At 35.8% G+C, this 16,703-nt stretch carries 13 protein-coding genes; 8 read left to right on the top strand and 5 right to left on the bottom strand.

All coding sequences use genetic code 11. The features are described 5' to 3' along the window. Positions 1-68: 68 nt before the first annotated feature. Entirely contained in the window at positions 69-2,291 is a 2,223-nt protein-coding gene (locus AC1DEF_RS22925; RefSeq protein ID WP_097823788.1) for an MMPL family transporter, read from the top strand. Positions 2,292-2,441: 150 nt separating this feature from the next. Beyond that, positions 2,442-2,663 (top strand): hypothetical protein, encoded by a 222-nt coding sequence (locus AC1DEF_RS22920; RefSeq protein WP_043980769.1) that lies wholly within the window; start codon positions 2,442-2,444, stop codon positions 2,661-2,663. 92 nt (positions 2,664-2,755) lie between these two features. Here AC1DEF_RS22920 and AC1DEF_RS22915 read toward each other — a convergent pair whose 3' ends face one another. Next, complete coding sequence (locus AC1DEF_RS22915) at positions 2,756-4,252, bottom strand: class I adenylate-forming enzyme family protein (RefSeq protein ID WP_097823789.1); 1,497 nt, start codon at positions 4,250-4,252, stop codon at positions 2,756-2,758. A 433-nt stretch (positions 4,253-4,685) separates the two neighbouring features. Here AC1DEF_RS22915 and cax point away from each other — a divergent pair, with 433 nt between their 5' ends. The 6 genes from cax to AC1DEF_RS22885 all read left to right on the top strand — a co-directional run bounded on the left by cax (position 4,686) and on the right by AC1DEF_RS22885 (position 13,387). Further along, the gene (gene cax / locus AC1DEF_RS22910) at positions 4,686-5,729 is read left to right on the top strand and encodes a calcium/proton exchanger (protein WP_097823790.1); all 1,044 of its coding nucleotides are present in this window, start codon (positions 4,686-4,688) and stop codon (positions 5,727-5,729) included. Between the two features lie 434 nt (positions 5,730-6,163). Continuing rightward, positions 6,164-7,678 carry an arylsulfotransferase family protein gene (locus tag AC1DEF_RS22905; RefSeq protein ID WP_097824370.1) on the top strand — a complete coding sequence of 505 codons (1,515 nt, stop codon included), beginning with the start codon at positions 6,164-6,166 and terminating at the stop codon, positions 7,676-7,678. Positions 7,679-8,170: 492 nt separating this feature from the next. Next, positions 8,171-9,064, top strand: coding sequence for an AraC family transcriptional regulator (locus tag AC1DEF_RS22900; RefSeq protein WP_477727562.1), 894 nt, complete (start codon positions 8,171-8,173; stop codon positions 9,062-9,064). Positions 9,065-9,537: 473 nt separating this feature from the next. Then, positions 9,538-11,040, top strand: coding sequence for a spore germination protein (locus AC1DEF_RS22895; RefSeq protein ID WP_097823792.1), 1,503 nt, complete (start codon positions 9,538-9,540; stop codon positions 11,038-11,040). 30 nt (positions 11,041-11,070) lie between these two features. Further along, positions 11,071-12,264, top strand: a complete 1,194-nt coding sequence (locus tag AC1DEF_RS22890) for a Ger(x)C family spore germination protein (protein ID WP_477727561.1) — start codon at positions 11,071-11,073, stop codon at positions 12,262-12,264. 19 nt (positions 12,265-12,283) lie between these two features. Further along, positions 12,284-13,387 (top strand): GerAB/ArcD/ProY family transporter, encoded by a 1,104-nt coding sequence (locus tag AC1DEF_RS22885; protein ID WP_477727560.1) that lies wholly within the window; start codon positions 12,284-12,286, stop codon positions 13,385-13,387. Positions 13,388-13,396: 9 nt separating this feature from the next. Here AC1DEF_RS22885 and AC1DEF_RS22880 read toward each other — a convergent pair whose 3' ends face one another. The 4 genes from AC1DEF_RS22880 to AC1DEF_RS22865 all read right to left on the bottom strand — a co-directional run bounded on the left by AC1DEF_RS22880 (position 13,397) and on the right by AC1DEF_RS22865 (position 16,654). Continuing rightward, entirely contained in the window at positions 13,397-13,792 is a 396-nt protein-coding gene (locus AC1DEF_RS22880; RefSeq protein ID WP_477727559.1) for a YczF family membrane protein, read from the bottom strand. 521 nt (positions 13,793-14,313) lie between these two features. Continuing rightward, positions 14,314-14,436: a hypothetical protein gene (locus AC1DEF_RS22875; protein ID WP_280559401.1), complete on the bottom strand. Its 123-nt coding sequence runs from the start codon at positions 14,434-14,436 to the stop codon at positions 14,314-14,316. Positions 14,437-14,751: 315 nt separating this feature from the next. Next, entirely contained in the window at positions 14,752-15,450 is a 699-nt protein-coding gene (locus AC1DEF_RS22870) for a polysaccharide deacetylase family protein (RefSeq protein WP_477727558.1), read from the bottom strand. Position 15,451: 1 nt separating this feature from the next. Further along, positions 15,452-16,654, bottom strand: a complete 1,203-nt coding sequence (locus AC1DEF_RS22865; RefSeq protein ID WP_097823797.1) for an MGDG synthase family glycosyltransferase — start codon at positions 16,652-16,654, stop codon at positions 15,452-15,454. Positions 16,655-16,703: the final 49 nt, after the last annotated feature.

Below are 16,703 nucleotides of genomic sequence, written 5' to 3'. Positions count from 1 at the left end.
ATATAATTATTGAAGGTTCTATATATATTGTAATAGAAACAAACAGATTTGGAAATGAGGGAGAATTAATGAAAGAATCACCTTTAGCAACATTCAGTCGATTGATGACTGGAAAAGTGAGTCGTTGGGTTGTTATTGCAGTATGGATTCTAGCAACTGCAGTTCTAACAATTGCTTGGCCTGCCGTTAATAAAACGGAAGTGAACAATGCACCAAACTTAAGTGAGAATTCACCTTCCGTAGAGGCTGAAAATCTTATAAAGAAAGAATTCCCTAACTCTTCAGGGGTTCCTGCCTTACTTACATGGCATAAAGAATCCGGTTTGAATACCGATGACTTAAAATCTATTCAGCAAGTGGCGGCAGATTTAGAAAAGAAACCATTAGAAAAACAAACGTCTACTCCGCCTTTGCAAAAATTACCGTTAGCAGCTTTACAAAAAATGATTTCAAAGGACGGTACAACGCTTGTACAGCCCATTTTCTTTAAAGAAAACGTTGAAACAGATGTACTAGAAAAAAATCTAGACAAGATTAAAAAACAAGTAAAAGAACAGGTTTCATATGATTCTTTTGCTACAGATATCGATGCAAAAGATAAGCTAAGCACGCGCGTTACCGGACCTGTAGGAATTCAAGTAGATGCAACCAGCTTATTTGAAGGAGCAGACGTTTCCTTACTAATCGCGACAGTTTTATTAGTCTTAATTTTACTTCTTGTCATTTATCGTTCCCCAATTTTAGCGATTATTCCTTTAATCGGTGTGGGTTTTGCCTATGGGGTTCTGAGTCCGATTCTCGGTATTTTGGCAGATAAAGAATGGATTACGGTTGACTCGCAGTCCATATCCATTATGACGGTCTTGTTATTTGGAGCAGGAACAGACTATTGTTTATTTTTAATTTCTCATTATCGTGATGAGCTTCGTAAAGTAAAAGATAAGAGACAAGCCCTTATCAATGCCTTTAAAGGTGCTTCAGGTGCTATAGCTATGAGTGGATTTACAGTTGTCATCTCTCTTCTGGCCTTGATTGTAGCAAAATACGGTGCTTACCACCGTTTTGCAATCCCGTTTAGCTTATCTATTCTAATTATGGGATTAGCAAGTTTAACACTTATTCCCGCCCTGCTTTCGGTTATGGGAAGAGGTTCTTTTTATCCTTTCGTCCCTCGTACTCCTGAAATGGAAGAAGAATTGGCGAAAAAGAAAGGAAAACCGGTGCGTGACCGAAAAGCGAAAAACCGTTTCGGGAATTGGATTGGTAATGTGGTTACGACGAAACCATGGACAATCATTGTAGCTTGTCTAGTCTTTTTTGGAGCTTTATCCATTTACTCTAGTCAAATCAAGTACACATATGATTTATTGTCTTCTTTCCCTGAAGATATGCCTTCTCGTGAAGGATTTACGATTATTTCTGATGCTTACTCTCCTGGTGAACTAGCACCAGCACAAGTAGTCATTGATAAGGAAGGAAAATCGGTTGACCTTGAAAAAGCATTAAAGAAAAATGACCTTATTAGTACTGTTTCTGCACCTCAAAGTGGTACAAATAATGAGGATCTAAAAGTATATGACGTTACGTTTAATGTGAATCCATATAGTATAGAAGCAATGAAAGCTATTCCAGACTTGAGAGATGCAGCTGAAAAGGCGCTGTCACAGTCCGGAGTTTCTGCAGTCAAATCCAAAGTATGGATCGGCGGTCAAACAGCAACACAGTATGACACAATGACCACGAGTGATAAAGACGACAGTATCATTGTCCCATTAATTATTATTTTTATATCGCTCCTGCTATTAGCTTACTTGCGTTCCATTGTAGCCATGCTTTACTTGGTTGGAACGGTTATCTTATCCTACAGTGCAGCCTTAGGATTAGGCTGGCTCATTATTCACAACATCATGGGGGCAGATGCTATCCAAGGAGCGATCCCTTTATACGCATTTGTATTTTTAGTGGCGCTTGGTGAGGATTATAATATCTTTATGATCTCAAGCATCTGGCAGAAAAAGAAGCATATGCCATTAAAGCAAGCAATTAAAGAAGGTGTAAGCGAAACAAGCGGTGTTATTACATCAGCTGGAATCATCTTAGCTGCTACCTTCGCGGTTCTAGCAACACTGCCTATTCAAGTTCTGGTTCAGTTTGGAATTATCACGGCTTTAGGTGTTCTGTTAGATACATTTATTGTGCGACCGTTCCTTGTACCTGCGATTACTACGGTTTTAGGAAGATTTGCTTTTTGGCCAGGTAAAGTTGAAATGGTACCAGAAAAAGAGCAGTAAATATTAAAACCAAGAAAAAAGCAAACCCAGGTCATAACATAGGGTGATACTTCTTACTATTATTAGTGAGAAATACAAAGGTAAGAAGAACAATTCCTCAGCAGAAACATGTGGCTTTCTACACTTCTTTTAATACCAAGTTCATTTAATTTGTTAATCAGTGAGATTGTTCAAAAACTAAATAATGGTGCTACTTATGAAGATATTGCTTCTTCCATTAAAATTAGTGAAGATATATTGAGAAATGATTTAAAAAACTTCGGATTTCACTATGATAATAAAGAAAAAAAGGTGTTATTTACAGGCTATGAATCTGAATATGAGAATACCCTTCGTATTTGTTACACTGATATCAAGAAGCTTTCCACTTAACATTTTTGCGTTAAAATAATGAAGCTTTTGTTATGTAGGATCTCCCCCATCTTAAAAGCGTGGACTGCATTCAGTCCACGCTTTAACTATCTTCATTTCAGTTCTCTTTTTAATACTTTACCGAGCTGATTTTTAGGAAGTTTATCAATAAAATAAACTTCGGGAATTTTGTAGCTTGCTAGACGATCTCTACAATATTTTAAGATATCTTCTTTTGTTAAAGAAGAATGAGGATCTTTTACCACATACGCTCTAGGTTTTTCTTCATAAACTGGGTCTTCTACTCCTACTACAGCAGCTTCTATAACCGTATCTATTTGCTCAATTATTTCTTCTACCTGATCAGGATAGATATTATCACCGCCATATACGATAACATCTTTAAAGCGTCCCATAATATATAAAAAGCCGTCTTGATCTACCTTTCCAGCGTCCCCCATATAGAACCAGCCATCTCTAAGGACTTTGTCAGTCGCCTCTTGATTATGCCAATAGCCTTTAAAACAATAGGGGCTTTTTATGATAATTTCTCCAACTTCTCCTGTTTTCACTTCTTGTCCTGACTCGGGATCAATAATTTTCACTTCTACACCAGAAAGAGGCTTACCTGCTGATTCAATTTTTTCATTTCCCATATTTGGTGTCCATACACTGACTGTCCATGCTTCTGTACTTCCATAACCTTGTATCATGCTGATGTCTAATTTTTCATATTCCTTAATAAGATAAGCAGGAACTTTTGCCCCTCCTGCAATAGCAACCTTTAGTGAAGATTTCTTTGCCCCTTCATTTTTCACCGCTTCGAGCATTTGTATGTACATAGAGGGAAACGCTAATATCATAGTGATCTTATGAGTTTCAATCGTTTCCCAAATGATTTCCGGTGTAGGATCTGACAACAAAAATAACCCCATCCCGTTGGAAACAGATTTCAAAATATTATTAATAGAACTCATATGATAAAAAGGATGCGAGGCAAGAAAACGACCATCCTTTTCATAATCGATTCGTTGACTAGATGGTTGTATATAAGAATACACATGACCATGCTCAATCATACAGCCTTTTGCATTGCCAGTTGTTCCGGAAGTAAAAAGAAGCATAGCTATGTCATCTTGAGAGACCTGTATATTGGGATTTAGTATAGAATACGCAGAAAAAATTTCATTATATTCTTCAACTGTCTCCACACTATTTTTTCTTCCTACTTGTAAAGTAATCACGTCATTTAATATTTCAGAATCAAAAGGAATAACCTCATGAAATTTTTGGTCGTAGAAAATAATTTTAGGTTGTGCACTATCTAAAATATCGATAATTTCATACTTCGTAAGCTGCCAGCTAATAGGAACCGCTACGGCTCCGATTCTTAATGCGGCTAGCAGAATCGTAGGAAACGGATGATTGTTTTGACAGAGAATTGCAATTCGATCCCCTTTTTTAATGTTATGGCTTAACAGGTAATGAGCGAGTTGATTGACACGTTCATTATATTCTTTAAATGTATGGTAAGATGTACTCCAAATTAAAGCCTCCTTTTCAGCAGATTGTGTAGCCCTTTGCTCTAATAGTTCTCCAAGTGTATACATAATAGCTCTCTCCTTTAATGATAATGACCAGTTTGAATCATATTTAAATGGTGCTTCATTCTAATTATTTTTAAATCTATAAACTACATTACCCATAATTAACGTTAACGCAAACGTTAATTATGGGCGTTTGAAAAATTCATATCTTTTTAGCATGTAAAAGATACATATTGGTTATTCAGAGCAGACTATTCAATATACTTTGAAGCTTATCTTGAGGAGTTCATAGCGCCTTATCTTGTACGATTCTTTTCTTTTTTAACTTTACACCAGCTATTATTAAGTATGTTCTCTTTCTATGCGTCGAGTTGATTGCTAGTTGCACTCTCCATGTGAATAACAAAAGTCTTAAGAGTTATATTAATAAAAACGCTAAGATAATATAGAGCTTCTCTTCTTGCTATAGGATCTATAAATGACCATGGAGGAAAATATGAATAAAGTCTTTTTCATTTTTATGATTATTGGTGTACCTCTTTCAATTATTGGCAGCATTTTTAATTGGAATTATATTTTAATGTTCTTTATTTATTGTGTGACATTAATTAGTTTGGCTAATTACATCAGACGTTCTACTGAAAGCCTTAGCGTTGTAGTAGGTCCAACAGCAGGGGGATTACTTAATGCTACGTTTGGCAACGCTGCAGAAATTATTATTTCGTTTTTTGCATTAAGTAAAGGACTAAATACAATCGTCATTTCCTCTATTACTGGAGCAGTTCTCGTTAATCTACTTTTTGCGAGCGGAATATCAATGATTGTTGGAGGAATTCGATTTAAAAAGCAAAAATTTAGTGTGTTTAAAACACGACATAATACCTCTCTCTTAATGTTTGCTATTATCGTAACTTTTGTATTGCCATTTATCTTTGCAAAACGCTTGGATGATAAAGATATGCAGGTTCTATCAACTTCTTTTGCTATTGTGATGCTGACCATTTACCTGCTTGCTCTTCTTTTTAAACTTGTCACGCATAAGGGGATTTTTACTGGAAACGCAGAAGAAAATGGAGAGGAACCAGAATGGGAAAAAAAGAAAGCAATCGTTGTACTTGGACTGGCCACAATTGTACTAGCTTATATTAGTGAAAAACTTGTTGGCACCATTGAGCCAGTAGGTGCTGCCTTAGGATGGAGTCACGTTTTTATTGGAATTATTGTTGTGGCCATAGTCGGAAGTGCTGCAGAGTACGTGTCAGCAATTGCAATGGCCTATAATAACAGAATGGACGTAATGGTGGAGATTTCCATTGGTTCAACCGTCCAAACGGCCATGTTTGTTGCTCCTATACTCGTTCTGTTTTCATACTTGTATGATTTCTTGCCTCTTGTATTTAATACAGCGGAAATGATTGCGATGATCCTTGCCGCTCTCATGACGGTGACCGTTGTGAACGACGGTGATTCCAACTGGTTCGAAGGTGTTTTACTTGTTGGTACCTACATTGCGATAGGCTTTAGTTTTTACCTTTTATAGAATCACTCTCGCAACAAAGCAGAAATTTTTAAACATAATCAAAGTCTTTCTACACCAATGATGCATAAACGAGCCCTTCATAAACAAGAGCTCGTTTTTCAAGTATGTTTTATCTATATATAAGTATTTAAAATATACTAAACTCTTCTATTTATTAAATTGTTTTTAACTTTTTCGTCCAAGATCCTTCCGTATTAATATTCTTTCACCTAGAAAATTCTCTATCTTTTCCTCTTCCCTTCCGTTTGCGGCTTTAGTTTTATTTATAAAGTCTCCGCTACTTTTCGTTTTACACTTCTCTTGACCTGCTAATCACGAGCAAACAAAAGACACAACTAAACCTAAACAGCACCTACATATTTTGAAGCAAATGACATATTAATAGCTCAAGAGACAGTGTTTAATAATAAAAGTTAGAGGGGATGAGAGTGGGAATGAATAATTTTAATTCACAATCATTCACTAGTCATTCAAACCCGCAAGTATGGAATTTTGTTTCAGCTCCTAATTTACATCCCATGAAGGTTACCGTTAATGTTGATAAGCCTGGAACAGCTCCCGGCCTATTATTTGTTGCGCCCTATACGGTATATGAAGCAGCGATGATTGGGCAAACTGGGGCACTAATTATGAATCAGACGGGTAATCCAGTGTGGTTTAGACCGCTTGCTAGTAGGTATATCCAAAACACAGACTTTCGAGTACAAATGTACCATGAAAACCCTGTTCTTACGATGTGGCAAGGAACAGTTTCAGGAACTCAAACTGCAAACCCTAACCTTCCAGTAGGTGAACCTGAGCCTGGTGCTCATTTTCAAATTATCAATCAGCATTATGAGGTCATTAAAAAGTTATTTGCTAAAAAAGGGTTTACCTCTGATTTGCACGAGTTTACAATCACCAAACGGAATACGGCTTTGTTTACAGGGGTAAAACAAGTACCTGCAGATTTATCTAAGTATGGAGGGCCATTACACGGGTATTTTAGTAATTACTCTATTCAAGAAATAGACATTGAGACGGGAGAGCTTCTCTTCTTTTGGGATGTACTTAAACATATTAATCCAGCTGATTCGATGGTACCTGCTTCATCCGCCACAAGCTCTAATAATATATGGGATTGTTACCACGTAAATTCAGTCGAAGAAGGTCCAAACAACACACTTTTAGTGAGCATGCGTAGTATGTGGGCTATTTATAACATTGACAAAGATACGGGAAAGGTAATTTGGCAACTTGGTGGAAAGCAAAGTGATTTTAAGCTTGGGCCGAACGCTACATTTTCTTGGCAGCATGATGCACGATACAGGTCCGAAAACAGGATAAGCTTGTTTGACAATGCCTGCTGTGCTTCTCCTGATTCTCCACCTCAAGAGCAAGCGCGTGGTTTAATTCTTCACTTAGATTATAAACACAAGATCGCCAATGTAGATCGAACGTATTATCATGACCCAGCTTTATATGTTCCAAGTCAAGGAAATGCGCAAAAGCTTTCTAATGGAAATCAACTCATTGGGTGGGGGCAAGAACCGTACCTTTCGGAATTTAGGAACGCTGGCAATACAAGGAGAAACCCTTCATTTAACTTGTTATATGATATGCAGTATCCAAATCAGAATCTTTCGTATCGAGCGTTTAAAAATAAGTGGGTAGGTCTACCACTTTATCCGCCTAGCATAACTGTAGACTTATTGCATGACGGTGAAGCTACAGTTTACGCATCATGGAATGGTTCAACAGAAACGGTCGCTTGGCAGGTACTGGCAGGCCCAACACCTTTTAAATTAGCAGTAGTGGTATTTAGTACCCCTTGTACTGGATTCGAAACAGATATTCATGCTCAGGCAGTTGGCCCCTATTTTCAAGTAAAAGCATTAGACTCCTGCGGGAACGTCATTGGTACATCATCGACTACTTACGTAAAAATAAGACGAAATAGACGAAAGTGAGCATTCATAATCCTCTATTAGATTTTTAAAAATATTCTTATACTGGATTCTCCCTACTTAGCAAGCCTAAGGTGGGGGAATTTTTAATTCTTGAAGAATATATTTAAAACATATTATAAATTGTATTCATAATTAGTACCAGAATCCCCTTTTTCAAATAATAAGCTTATGATGAAAAAGGCAATAAAATTTAAAATTCAGCGTTCTTAAGCATTTTTTTAAGGTTAGATAAGATAATTCACTAGGTAACTTTTGATTTATAGTTTCATAATAATTAAATGGACTTCCTCATAAAATCAATTCAAACTTTCCCTTTAAATATGTATCAATATCATTAATTTACATAAAAAAATTCACTATCTGCATCCCTTTAAAACTATACCTCTAGAGGCGTATATTGCAAAACTATCCTCATCTAATTGAATATAGCAAAAAATGTTAAGAACAACGATTTGTTTGCTGTTATAGTGAACGTAAGGTAGGTGAATGTAAATGAATTATGTAACTTGTATACAAAGAACGCTAGATTACATTGAGGAGAATTTGGAGACACAAATTACTTTAGAAAAGTTAGCAGAAATTGCTTGCTTTTCTCCTTTTCATTATCACCGTGTCTTCCAAGCCATGGTTGGAGAATCGGTGATGGATTATGTGAGGAAACGAAGACTCACACGCGCAGCAGAACGCTTATTTTTCAAAGATGAAAAAGTCATTGATATCGCACTTGATGTTGGTTTCCAATACCAAGAATCATTTAACAGAGCGTTCAAAAAGTTTTATGATGTTTCACCGAAGCAATACCGTAACGCAAGGAGAATATCTGGACCGCTGCGGGGAAAAGCCTACCTAACTATCACACTTTTGTCAGGAGGAAATAAGATGGAACCAAAGCTAGTCACTAAACCTGCTTTTTATGTCATTGGATATGAGCTAAAAACAAAAAACGAAGGTGGCCAGAATAATAAAGACATTCCTGAATTTTGGCAACAGTACATGCAAAATGGATTAGGCTCTAAAATCCCCAATCCCCTAAACGAAAACGCGGAGCTTGGCATTTGCACTGATTTTAATCCTGAAACGGGTGAATTTGTTTATGTAATTGGCATGGAAGTAGAGGAAGGCACTCCAGCGCCTGAAGGAACAGTTTACAGAAGCTTCCCTGAACTAGAATATGCTGTATTTACTACACCAAAATCAAATGAAGAATCTTTTACTTCTTCCATTCAGTCCACATGGAATTATGTTTTTACAGAATGGTTCCCTGAATCAGGTTATGAGCACTACGGATCAATGGAATTTGAATTGTATGACAAAAGATGCTATGGTTCGGAAAACAAAGAGATTGATATCTATATTCCTGTGAAAAAACAGACCGTTAAAGCATAAAAGAGAGTACCCTTTCTTAATAGAGAAGTAATGTGAATAGAAATTTATCTATCATATTAAAAATATTTCTATACAAAAGCCCAATCTCTAAGCAATTAAATTTAGGATAGGGCTTTTTGTTATTTCACATTAGAAATTTTGAAATTCATCAACGTGGATATTTGCTTCCTTTACAATACCGATATAAAAAGCTCCAAGTATACAAAGCAATATGGGCTGCTTTTTATATCGAATTACTTAACTTTTTTTAAAATACCTCCTGATTTGTCACTGAATATAAAGTCATATTAGCTGACTAGCTTTGTCTTTCACCTAAACGCTCTAAAAGATCCTTAGCATTACTTTGATACCCAACTAATGCGAAAAAAGAAGATACTAAAGTTCCTACATGTACATATTTTTCACAAATTATAGAGACAATAACAGTGCTCATTGCATACACAAATATTCATTCATATAAAAGGTGGTAAAAAGTGCGACAAAGACATCTTCTAAGAGAATCTAAGGAAAAAAAGACAATAAATTATTCGGTAACTCCTCTATATGATGATGTAAATAAAAATATAGAGCGGTTATTGAACGAACTAGGAAATAGTTCTGATGTGTCATTTCGAATAGTGGAGTCTCCATACCAAAAAACGGCAAAAGCAGCTGTTGTCCACCTTGATGGATTAGCAGATGAAAACATTATAAATGAGAATATCATGACTCCTCTTATTCAGTGGCTTAAGGAAAGTAATCAAGTAGTAACCGTCAAAGAGATAGAAGAACAAATATCCCAGATATTAACTGTATCTCAATTGACTATAAAAGAGAATTGGCATGAATTTATGTCAGCCGTTTTAACTGGTGATACGGTCATACTACTGAATGGAAGTTCTAAAATTTTTATTGGCAATACAAAAAAACTTCAGTCCCGCGCAGTAACAGAACCAACCAGTCAAACTGTTGTTAGAGGACCTAAAGATAGCTTTACAGAGAATTTAAGAACTAATACTTCTTTAATACGAGCTAGAATTCAGGATTCTAATTTACGTTTAGACAGCATGAAAATTGGAAGCGTAACCCAAACAGATATAGGGATCATGTATATTCAAGGGAATGCAGATGAACGTATTGTAGAGGAACTCAAAGAACGTTTAAAAGAGATTAAGGTAGATGGGGTCCTTGAGTCGAACTATATTGAGGAATTTATCCGGGATGATAGGACCACTATTTTTCCACTTCTATTAAATACGGAACGACCTGATGCCGTTGTAGGAAATTTATTAGAAGGTCGAATTGCTATTATTGTACAAGGAACACCTTTTGTATTAATTGCGCCTGCTATTTTTTCTCAATTTTTCCAGTCTCCCGAAGATTATTATCAAAATGACTATATTTCTTCCTTTTTAAGGATCTTGAGATTTGGTTCTTTTTTTCTTTCTATGTATGCGTCTGCTATCTATTTAGCATTGATTACGCATCATCAGGGACTTATTCCAAACACATTAATGGTCAGCTTAATGGCTCAACGAGAAAGGGTTCCTTTTCCTGCCATTGTAGAAATAGTAGTGATGGAACTAGCCTTTGAGATGTTACGAGAAGCAGGAATTCGAATGCCTAGAGCAATTGGACCAGCAGTCTCCATTGTAGGAGCACTGATTTTAGGACAAGCAGCTGTAGAAGCAGGTTTCGTATCAGCAGCTGTTGTGATCATTGTTGCTATTTCTGCCATCAGCAATTTTACACTGCCATCTACTAGCATTGTCAATGCGGCCCGTGGTTTTCGGTTTATCTTGATTCTAATTTCAGCATTTATTGGCTTATATGGAATTTTGCTTATGACCTTATGTATATGGCTTCATATAAGTAGTCTAAGATCTTTCGGTATCCCCTACTTTTCACCTTTTGCTCCCTTGGATTTTAAAAAGCAACAGGATACTTTAGTTCGATTCTCTTTGCCATCTCTTTTAAAAAAACATCAAAATAAATAGAAGTCATATAAAGATGAATGAGGATAAAAAATGAAAACATACCTTTCACTTTTTTTGATCACGGCCATTTGTTTATGCATTTCAGGATGTTCAAATTATCGAGAATTAAACCAAATAGGAGTTATTATAGGATTGGGAATTGATGAGAACGAAAACTTGGAACAACCTTATAAAGTAACCTATCAGATCATTAATCCAAGTGGTTTATCACAGGGCAGTTCGTCAGGAGGACAGGGTCTTCCTGTCATTAACTACACAGTAACTGCCAAAACACTAGTAGAGGCATTAAAAAAAGCCTCCATCGTCATTCCAAGAGAACATATTACTTCACATCTTTCGCTTATCATTATAGGTGAAAAATTAGCAAGAAATGACCTTAGCTTATTATTTGATGCTTTGGATCGAGGCAAACAAGCTCGTACAAGTATTCCAGTTTTTATTGCACGTGATGGGACTGCTGAGAAATTGCTCGGTGTGATTGAACCTTTTGAGGTTACTCCAGTCAAAAGTATCCTAAGTACCAGTCAGAACAATCAAAAAATGTACGGAATAGTTAGTAATGTACAAGCATATGAAGTTATTTCTATGCTTTTGAGTGAGGGAAAAGATCTATCTCTTCCTGGAATCAGCATTAACAAGCCCTCTCAGAAGGCAGAAGAAGCAGGCAATTTAGAGAATACCAGCCCAAGTGCTATGCAGGTAAAAGGATTAGCCATGTTTAGAAAAGGAAAATTAGTTCGATGGCTAGATGGCGATGAAGCTCGATCTGTCCAGCTTGTTACTTCTGAAGTAAAGAGTACAGCCCTCGTTTTCCCTTGCAGTATAAATGAGAATATCACAGTTACAGCGACCGGAATAAAAAGCCAAATGAAAACAGCAATCCGCCATAGGCAACCTTTCATTCATACAGATTTGAACGTCATGGGAGAAATTACGGAAACAACATGCCAAAAAGATTTAAGCAACCCTAAGGTATTAAAAGAATTGGAAAAAGAAGTACAAAAGGAATTGCAAAAGGAAATCACAAAAACTATTCGCATCGCACAAAAAGAAAAGACAGATATATTTGGCTTTGGTGATAGCTTGTCTCGAACCAACCCTAGTTATTGGCGTCAGCATAAACAGAATTGGGAGAATCTATTTTCAAGCGCTAAAATATCGATGAATGTGAACGTCAGTATTGTAAATACCGGAATGCGGACAAATCCTTATGAGGTAAATTAGATGAGGAGCTGAAAAAGCATTGACTAAAATAAAAATCGATGGGTTTCAATTATTTTGTATGATGTTTATCTTTATATTAGGCAGTACGTTACTTTTAGATATCGGAAAGGCTGCTAGGCAAGATGCATGGATAGTCCCCCTGCTGTCTACTTTTTTTGGATGTGTACTGTATTTAGTCTATATCTCCTTATATAAGAGATACCCTAATATGCCTTTGACTGGCTACCTCATTAAAATCTGGGGTAAATACGTAGGCGGTGCTATCAGCTTTTGTTATATTATATATTTTGTTTATATTGCTTCCAGAGTATTGCGTGATTTTGAAGAATTACTAATTAGCTCTTCTTACTATGTTACATCGATTATTACGCTGGGCATATGCATGACCTTTGTGTTAATTTATAGTGTTCACTTAGGAATAGAAGCATTCGCACGAGTTACATGCTTATGTTTTGTTGTTATTTTACTGACTCTTTTTATATTAAATGTTTTGTATGTAGTAGGAGGCTACATCAAGGTGGAGAATCTTCAACCCGTATTAGCGAATGGATGGGGAAACATAGGAAAAGAGTTAGTCCCCCTTGGCATTACTGTACCTTTCGGGGAATTGATTACCTTTACTATGATTCTTCCTTATTTAAATAAAAAAAGTCAGGCCGCAACAATTGGGTTATCCGCCATCATAATAGGAGGAATGGTCTTAACCATTAATTCAATTATTCTTTTGTGTGTACTCGGACCAGAGACTGTTTTAAGATCCTCTTTCCCGGCTCTTACAGCTGTGAGTTACATTAACATAGCTAGTTTTATTCAAAGACTGGATACCTTTATTCTCATTCTCATGGTCATTTTAGGTTTTGTTAAAATAACCATCTATTTCTTTTGTGCAGTGATTGGCGCGGCTGATTTGTTTCGAATGAAACCTTCTGTTACAAACATTTATTTAATTGGCGGTGTTATTTTTTTCTCCTCACTGATGATTGCTCCTAGTTACCAAGCTCATATAAATGAAGGACTCAAAATTGTTCCTTATTTATTGCACCTCCCTTTTCATATAGCAATTCCCATCCTATTGCTGATTACAGCATATATAAAACAAAAAATAAAGCCTACCCTTTCATGAGAAGGGAGGCTATTGTTTTTTAAAAACAGGAAAAATGCTAACAGTAAGGAATAGTAAAGCAAATAAAATAACCAAAAAATAATCTTCCCCACGGGCAATTACAAAATATTGTTTTAGGTTATAAAACGATTGAAACATATAGCTTCCCTGAAAAACGTCGATGAATACAATAAGAACATAAGCCCCAAGCAAAATGCATAAGGATGGAATTATTTTAGCCATTATATCAGCCTCACCTTTTTCTTTTAAAGTGCGGTAAATAATATAAAAATATACAAGGCGTCCATGAGATTTAATAATATTTATTAAATGATGAAAAATAATTGATTTTCTGCAAAGCAATCTGTTATAAAAATTTAACGCCACAAGAATTGCGGACATTGATCTCCAAAGAGCTTTTTTCATTCTAATGCACGGTTCTATTTTTATAGACTCTTAAGAAATAGTACAAGCCAAGCAGAAGTAATCCTACATTTGTATAAAAATAAAAGATAAATCCATACAAAAAGTTCTTTTGAGCCAATGAATCAAAAACATAATGCAAAGAGTGGTATAGCGCTACATAGATTAAACAAAGATTCCAGAAAATATTTTCTTCTCTAGAGTAAATCTCTCTTAGCAATAAAAGGATAATCCACCAAAGCACAAGTATGGATAATGTACTGAGTAAGTTAATTGGATAAGTCTTATAGTAAAAGAAATACGCGCTGCTATAAAATAAAAGCATCGATAGTAACAACATGAATAGTGGCTTTCTGGAGTGTTTATTGGTGATAAAAAAGTACAAGCCAACTAAAATGGCAACAAAAAAATAAATGTAATTCAACAAATTTCCCATCTCAAACCTCAAAATTTTTATAATTTAATACTATGATATTTAAGTTTCTAATAAAATCTTTTATGTATTGGGTGAAAAATACTGCACCTTATGCTACCTTGCCTTTTTTATGTATATAATACTCAAAGATAGCAATCCCAAAGGAAACTCCAAAAGCGGTTGAAAATGCTGTTAAAAGATCAAAATTAGAGGTAAACAGAATATTAATCATTAAGTTTCCTCCAAAGAAGATTAAAAAATATACAAAGAATTTCAAAATAACTTTTTTCAAGAACTACCCTACTTTCATAGATTTCGTTTAAATTGACTGTTGATTCAACACAGATTTTAAAAATCACGAAATTATAAATATAACCAATATATGATTATATTACCATATATTTTTACTGACCATAAAAAAGAACCTCTTTAAAATAGAGGTTCTTTTTTTATAACAGACAAGATATTTAGTTACAGTAATAAATAACAAGAATTAAAATTTCATTCGCAAGTTTTAATAAAGACAATCCTCTAATCCTCTTACTATCTATAGCTTCTCTACCAATTCATCAACACGGACACAAGTGAATCCTTTTGTTTGCACTGTTTTTAATACATCTTTTAACGCATTAATTGTGTTTCTTGGGGCGTCGGATTCAGCCCCGAGCGTATCTCCGCAGTCGTGCAGCAAAATGACGTCCCCGCCTTTTATGTTGGCCAGGCTTTGTTTAATCTTTTCGCTTCCGCCAGAGGTTCGCCAATCTTCCGCCATGATTGACCATAGAATAATCTTATATTTACCTCTTCTCATAAAATCGAAAAGGTTGAGCATTCCCCAAGGCGGGCGATAATAAATAGGTGTGACTCCAGCGATAGATTTAATCACCTTGGCTGTATTCTTAAGTCCATTTCTAACTTTCCAAGGCGACATAAACCAGTTGGAGTGATGTACATAGTTATGAATTCCGATTAAGTGGCCTTCATTATGCATACGCTGAATGAGTTCAGGGTACTTTTCTGCTTTAGTACCGACCACAAAAAAGGTTGCCTTCACCTCATTTTTCTTCAATAAATCAAGAAGTATCGGCGTATAAACAGGGTTCGGACCATCATCAAACGTAAAAGCAATTTTAGATAAATCCCTTCCTCTTTTAACTACGTTCACTCCTAGACCACGTGATAAGAAATACGGAATAACGGTGTATAATAAAATAAAAAAAATAATAGCAGAAATCATGAACTCCATATTATATGCTCACCTCTATCTCCTTTTGCTTTTGTATCGTTCTACTATCTGTTACGTTACGTAATGGACCGCGTCTTGCTGCTTCAATAATGACATGGAGAGCGTCTATGGATGATGTTTTGGTTTGATATTTTTTCATTCTTTGTTTCATCCATCTTAAAGGTGCTGAATCGTGGACAAGATTTTCAATTTGCGCAATTAACTCTTTTTCTGACTGTGCAGACAGTGCGAATCCCGAACGGCATAAATACTCTGCATTGTCTTCTTCTTGTCCTGGTAACGAATGATAAAGCAGTATTGGTAGATCCATCGCCAGTGCCTCAGAGGTTGTTACTCCCCCCGGCTTGCTGATCATTAAATCTGCAATAGACATTAATTCTTCAACCTTTTCACAGTATCCAAAAATTCTCACGTCATGCTTCGAGTCTTTTAATTCCCACTCTAATTGTGTTTTTAATTTCTTATTTTTACCACATACTATAAAAAGTTGAATCGGTGTGGAAATGGTTTCTAATGCCTTAAAGGTTGAAATCCCTTTTCCAAAAAATCCGTCTCCCCCTCCCATGATGAGCAGGGTGAACATATTTGGATTAATCATATATTTATCTAGGAGAAGGTCTTTTGGAAGAACATCCATAAATCTTTTCCGTACAGGTATTCCAGTGTTTTTAATTTTGTCTGCCTCTACCCCTAACGCAATTAATTGATCACGCAATCGAGCAGACCCTACCACATATTGGTCTGTAGAGGGATGAATCCAATAAGAATGATCCGTATAATCTGTGATGATGGTTACCGCTGGAATATCAATTAACCCTTGCTCTTTTAATCTTGATATAATCCCGGCGGCAAATGGATAGGTACTAACCACTACTTTCGGTTTTATTTCCTGTATGATTTTAAGCACGGTTTGCATGCCCGACAAAAAGATCGAATTTAGCTTAATGGAAAATGAATTTTTTACACGAGTTTTTTTATACAAAAAGCTATACAATTGAGGAAACTTCTTAATGCTTTTTTTATAAATATAGTGGCTGATTGGATAGAGGGTGGGATGAATCCACTCCATGATATCCATGGTAATGGGCTCAGCATCAGCAGCGATCTCATTTACTGCCTCGCTTATCGCATTAGCCACTTGTTTATGTCCCTCTCCAAATGTAGCGGAAAGAATGAGGTATTTATCCTTCTCACGATTATTCATGACTTTCCCTCCTTATAGTTTTTATTCTTTCGTCATATGATGGAACCTG

It is taken from the genome of Priestia sp. 10L35 (assembly GCF_056395685.1).
The sequence above is the reverse complement of the archived record's forward strand: the minus strand, read 5'-3'. Positions and strand labels throughout refer to the sequence as shown.

Bases quoted from the DNA above. Each gene is read 5' to 3' on its own strand.
- AC1DEF_RS22925 (WP_097823788.1), top strand. From the start codon at position 69: ATGAAAGAATCACCTTTAGCAACATTCAGTCGATTGATGACTGGAAAA.
- AC1DEF_RS22915 (WP_097823789.1), bottom strand. From the start codon at position 4,252: ATGTATACACTTGGAGAACTATTAGAGCAAAGGGCTACACAATCTGCT.
- cax (WP_097823790.1), top strand. From the start codon at position 4,686: ATGAATAAAGTCTTTTTCATTTTTATGATTATTGGTGTACCTCTTTCA.
- AC1DEF_RS22905 (WP_097824370.1), top strand. From the start codon at position 6,164: ATGAATAATTTTAATTCACAATCATTCACTAGTCATTCAAACCCGCAA.
- AC1DEF_RS22900 (WP_477727562.1), top strand. From the start codon at position 8,171: ATGAATTATGTAACTTGTATACAAAGAACGCTAGATTACATTGAGGAG.
- AC1DEF_RS22890 (WP_477727561.1), top strand. From the start codon at position 11,071: ATGAAAACATACCTTTCACTTTTTTTGATCACGGCCATTTGTTTATGC.
- AC1DEF_RS22880 (WP_477727559.1), bottom strand. From the start codon at position 13,792: ATGAAAAAAGCTCTTTGGAGATCAATGTCCGCAATTCTTGTGGCGTTA.
- AC1DEF_RS22875 (WP_280559401.1), bottom strand. From the start codon at position 14,436: ATGATTAATATTCTGTTTACCTCTAATTTTGATCTTTTAACAGCATTT.
- AC1DEF_RS22870 (WP_477727558.1), bottom strand. From the start codon at position 15,450: ATGGAGTTCATGATTTCTGCTATTATTTTTTTTATTTTATTATACACC.
- AC1DEF_RS22865 (WP_097823797.1), bottom strand. From the start codon at position 16,654: ATGAATAATCGTGAGAAGGATAAATACCTCATTCTTTCCGCTACATTT.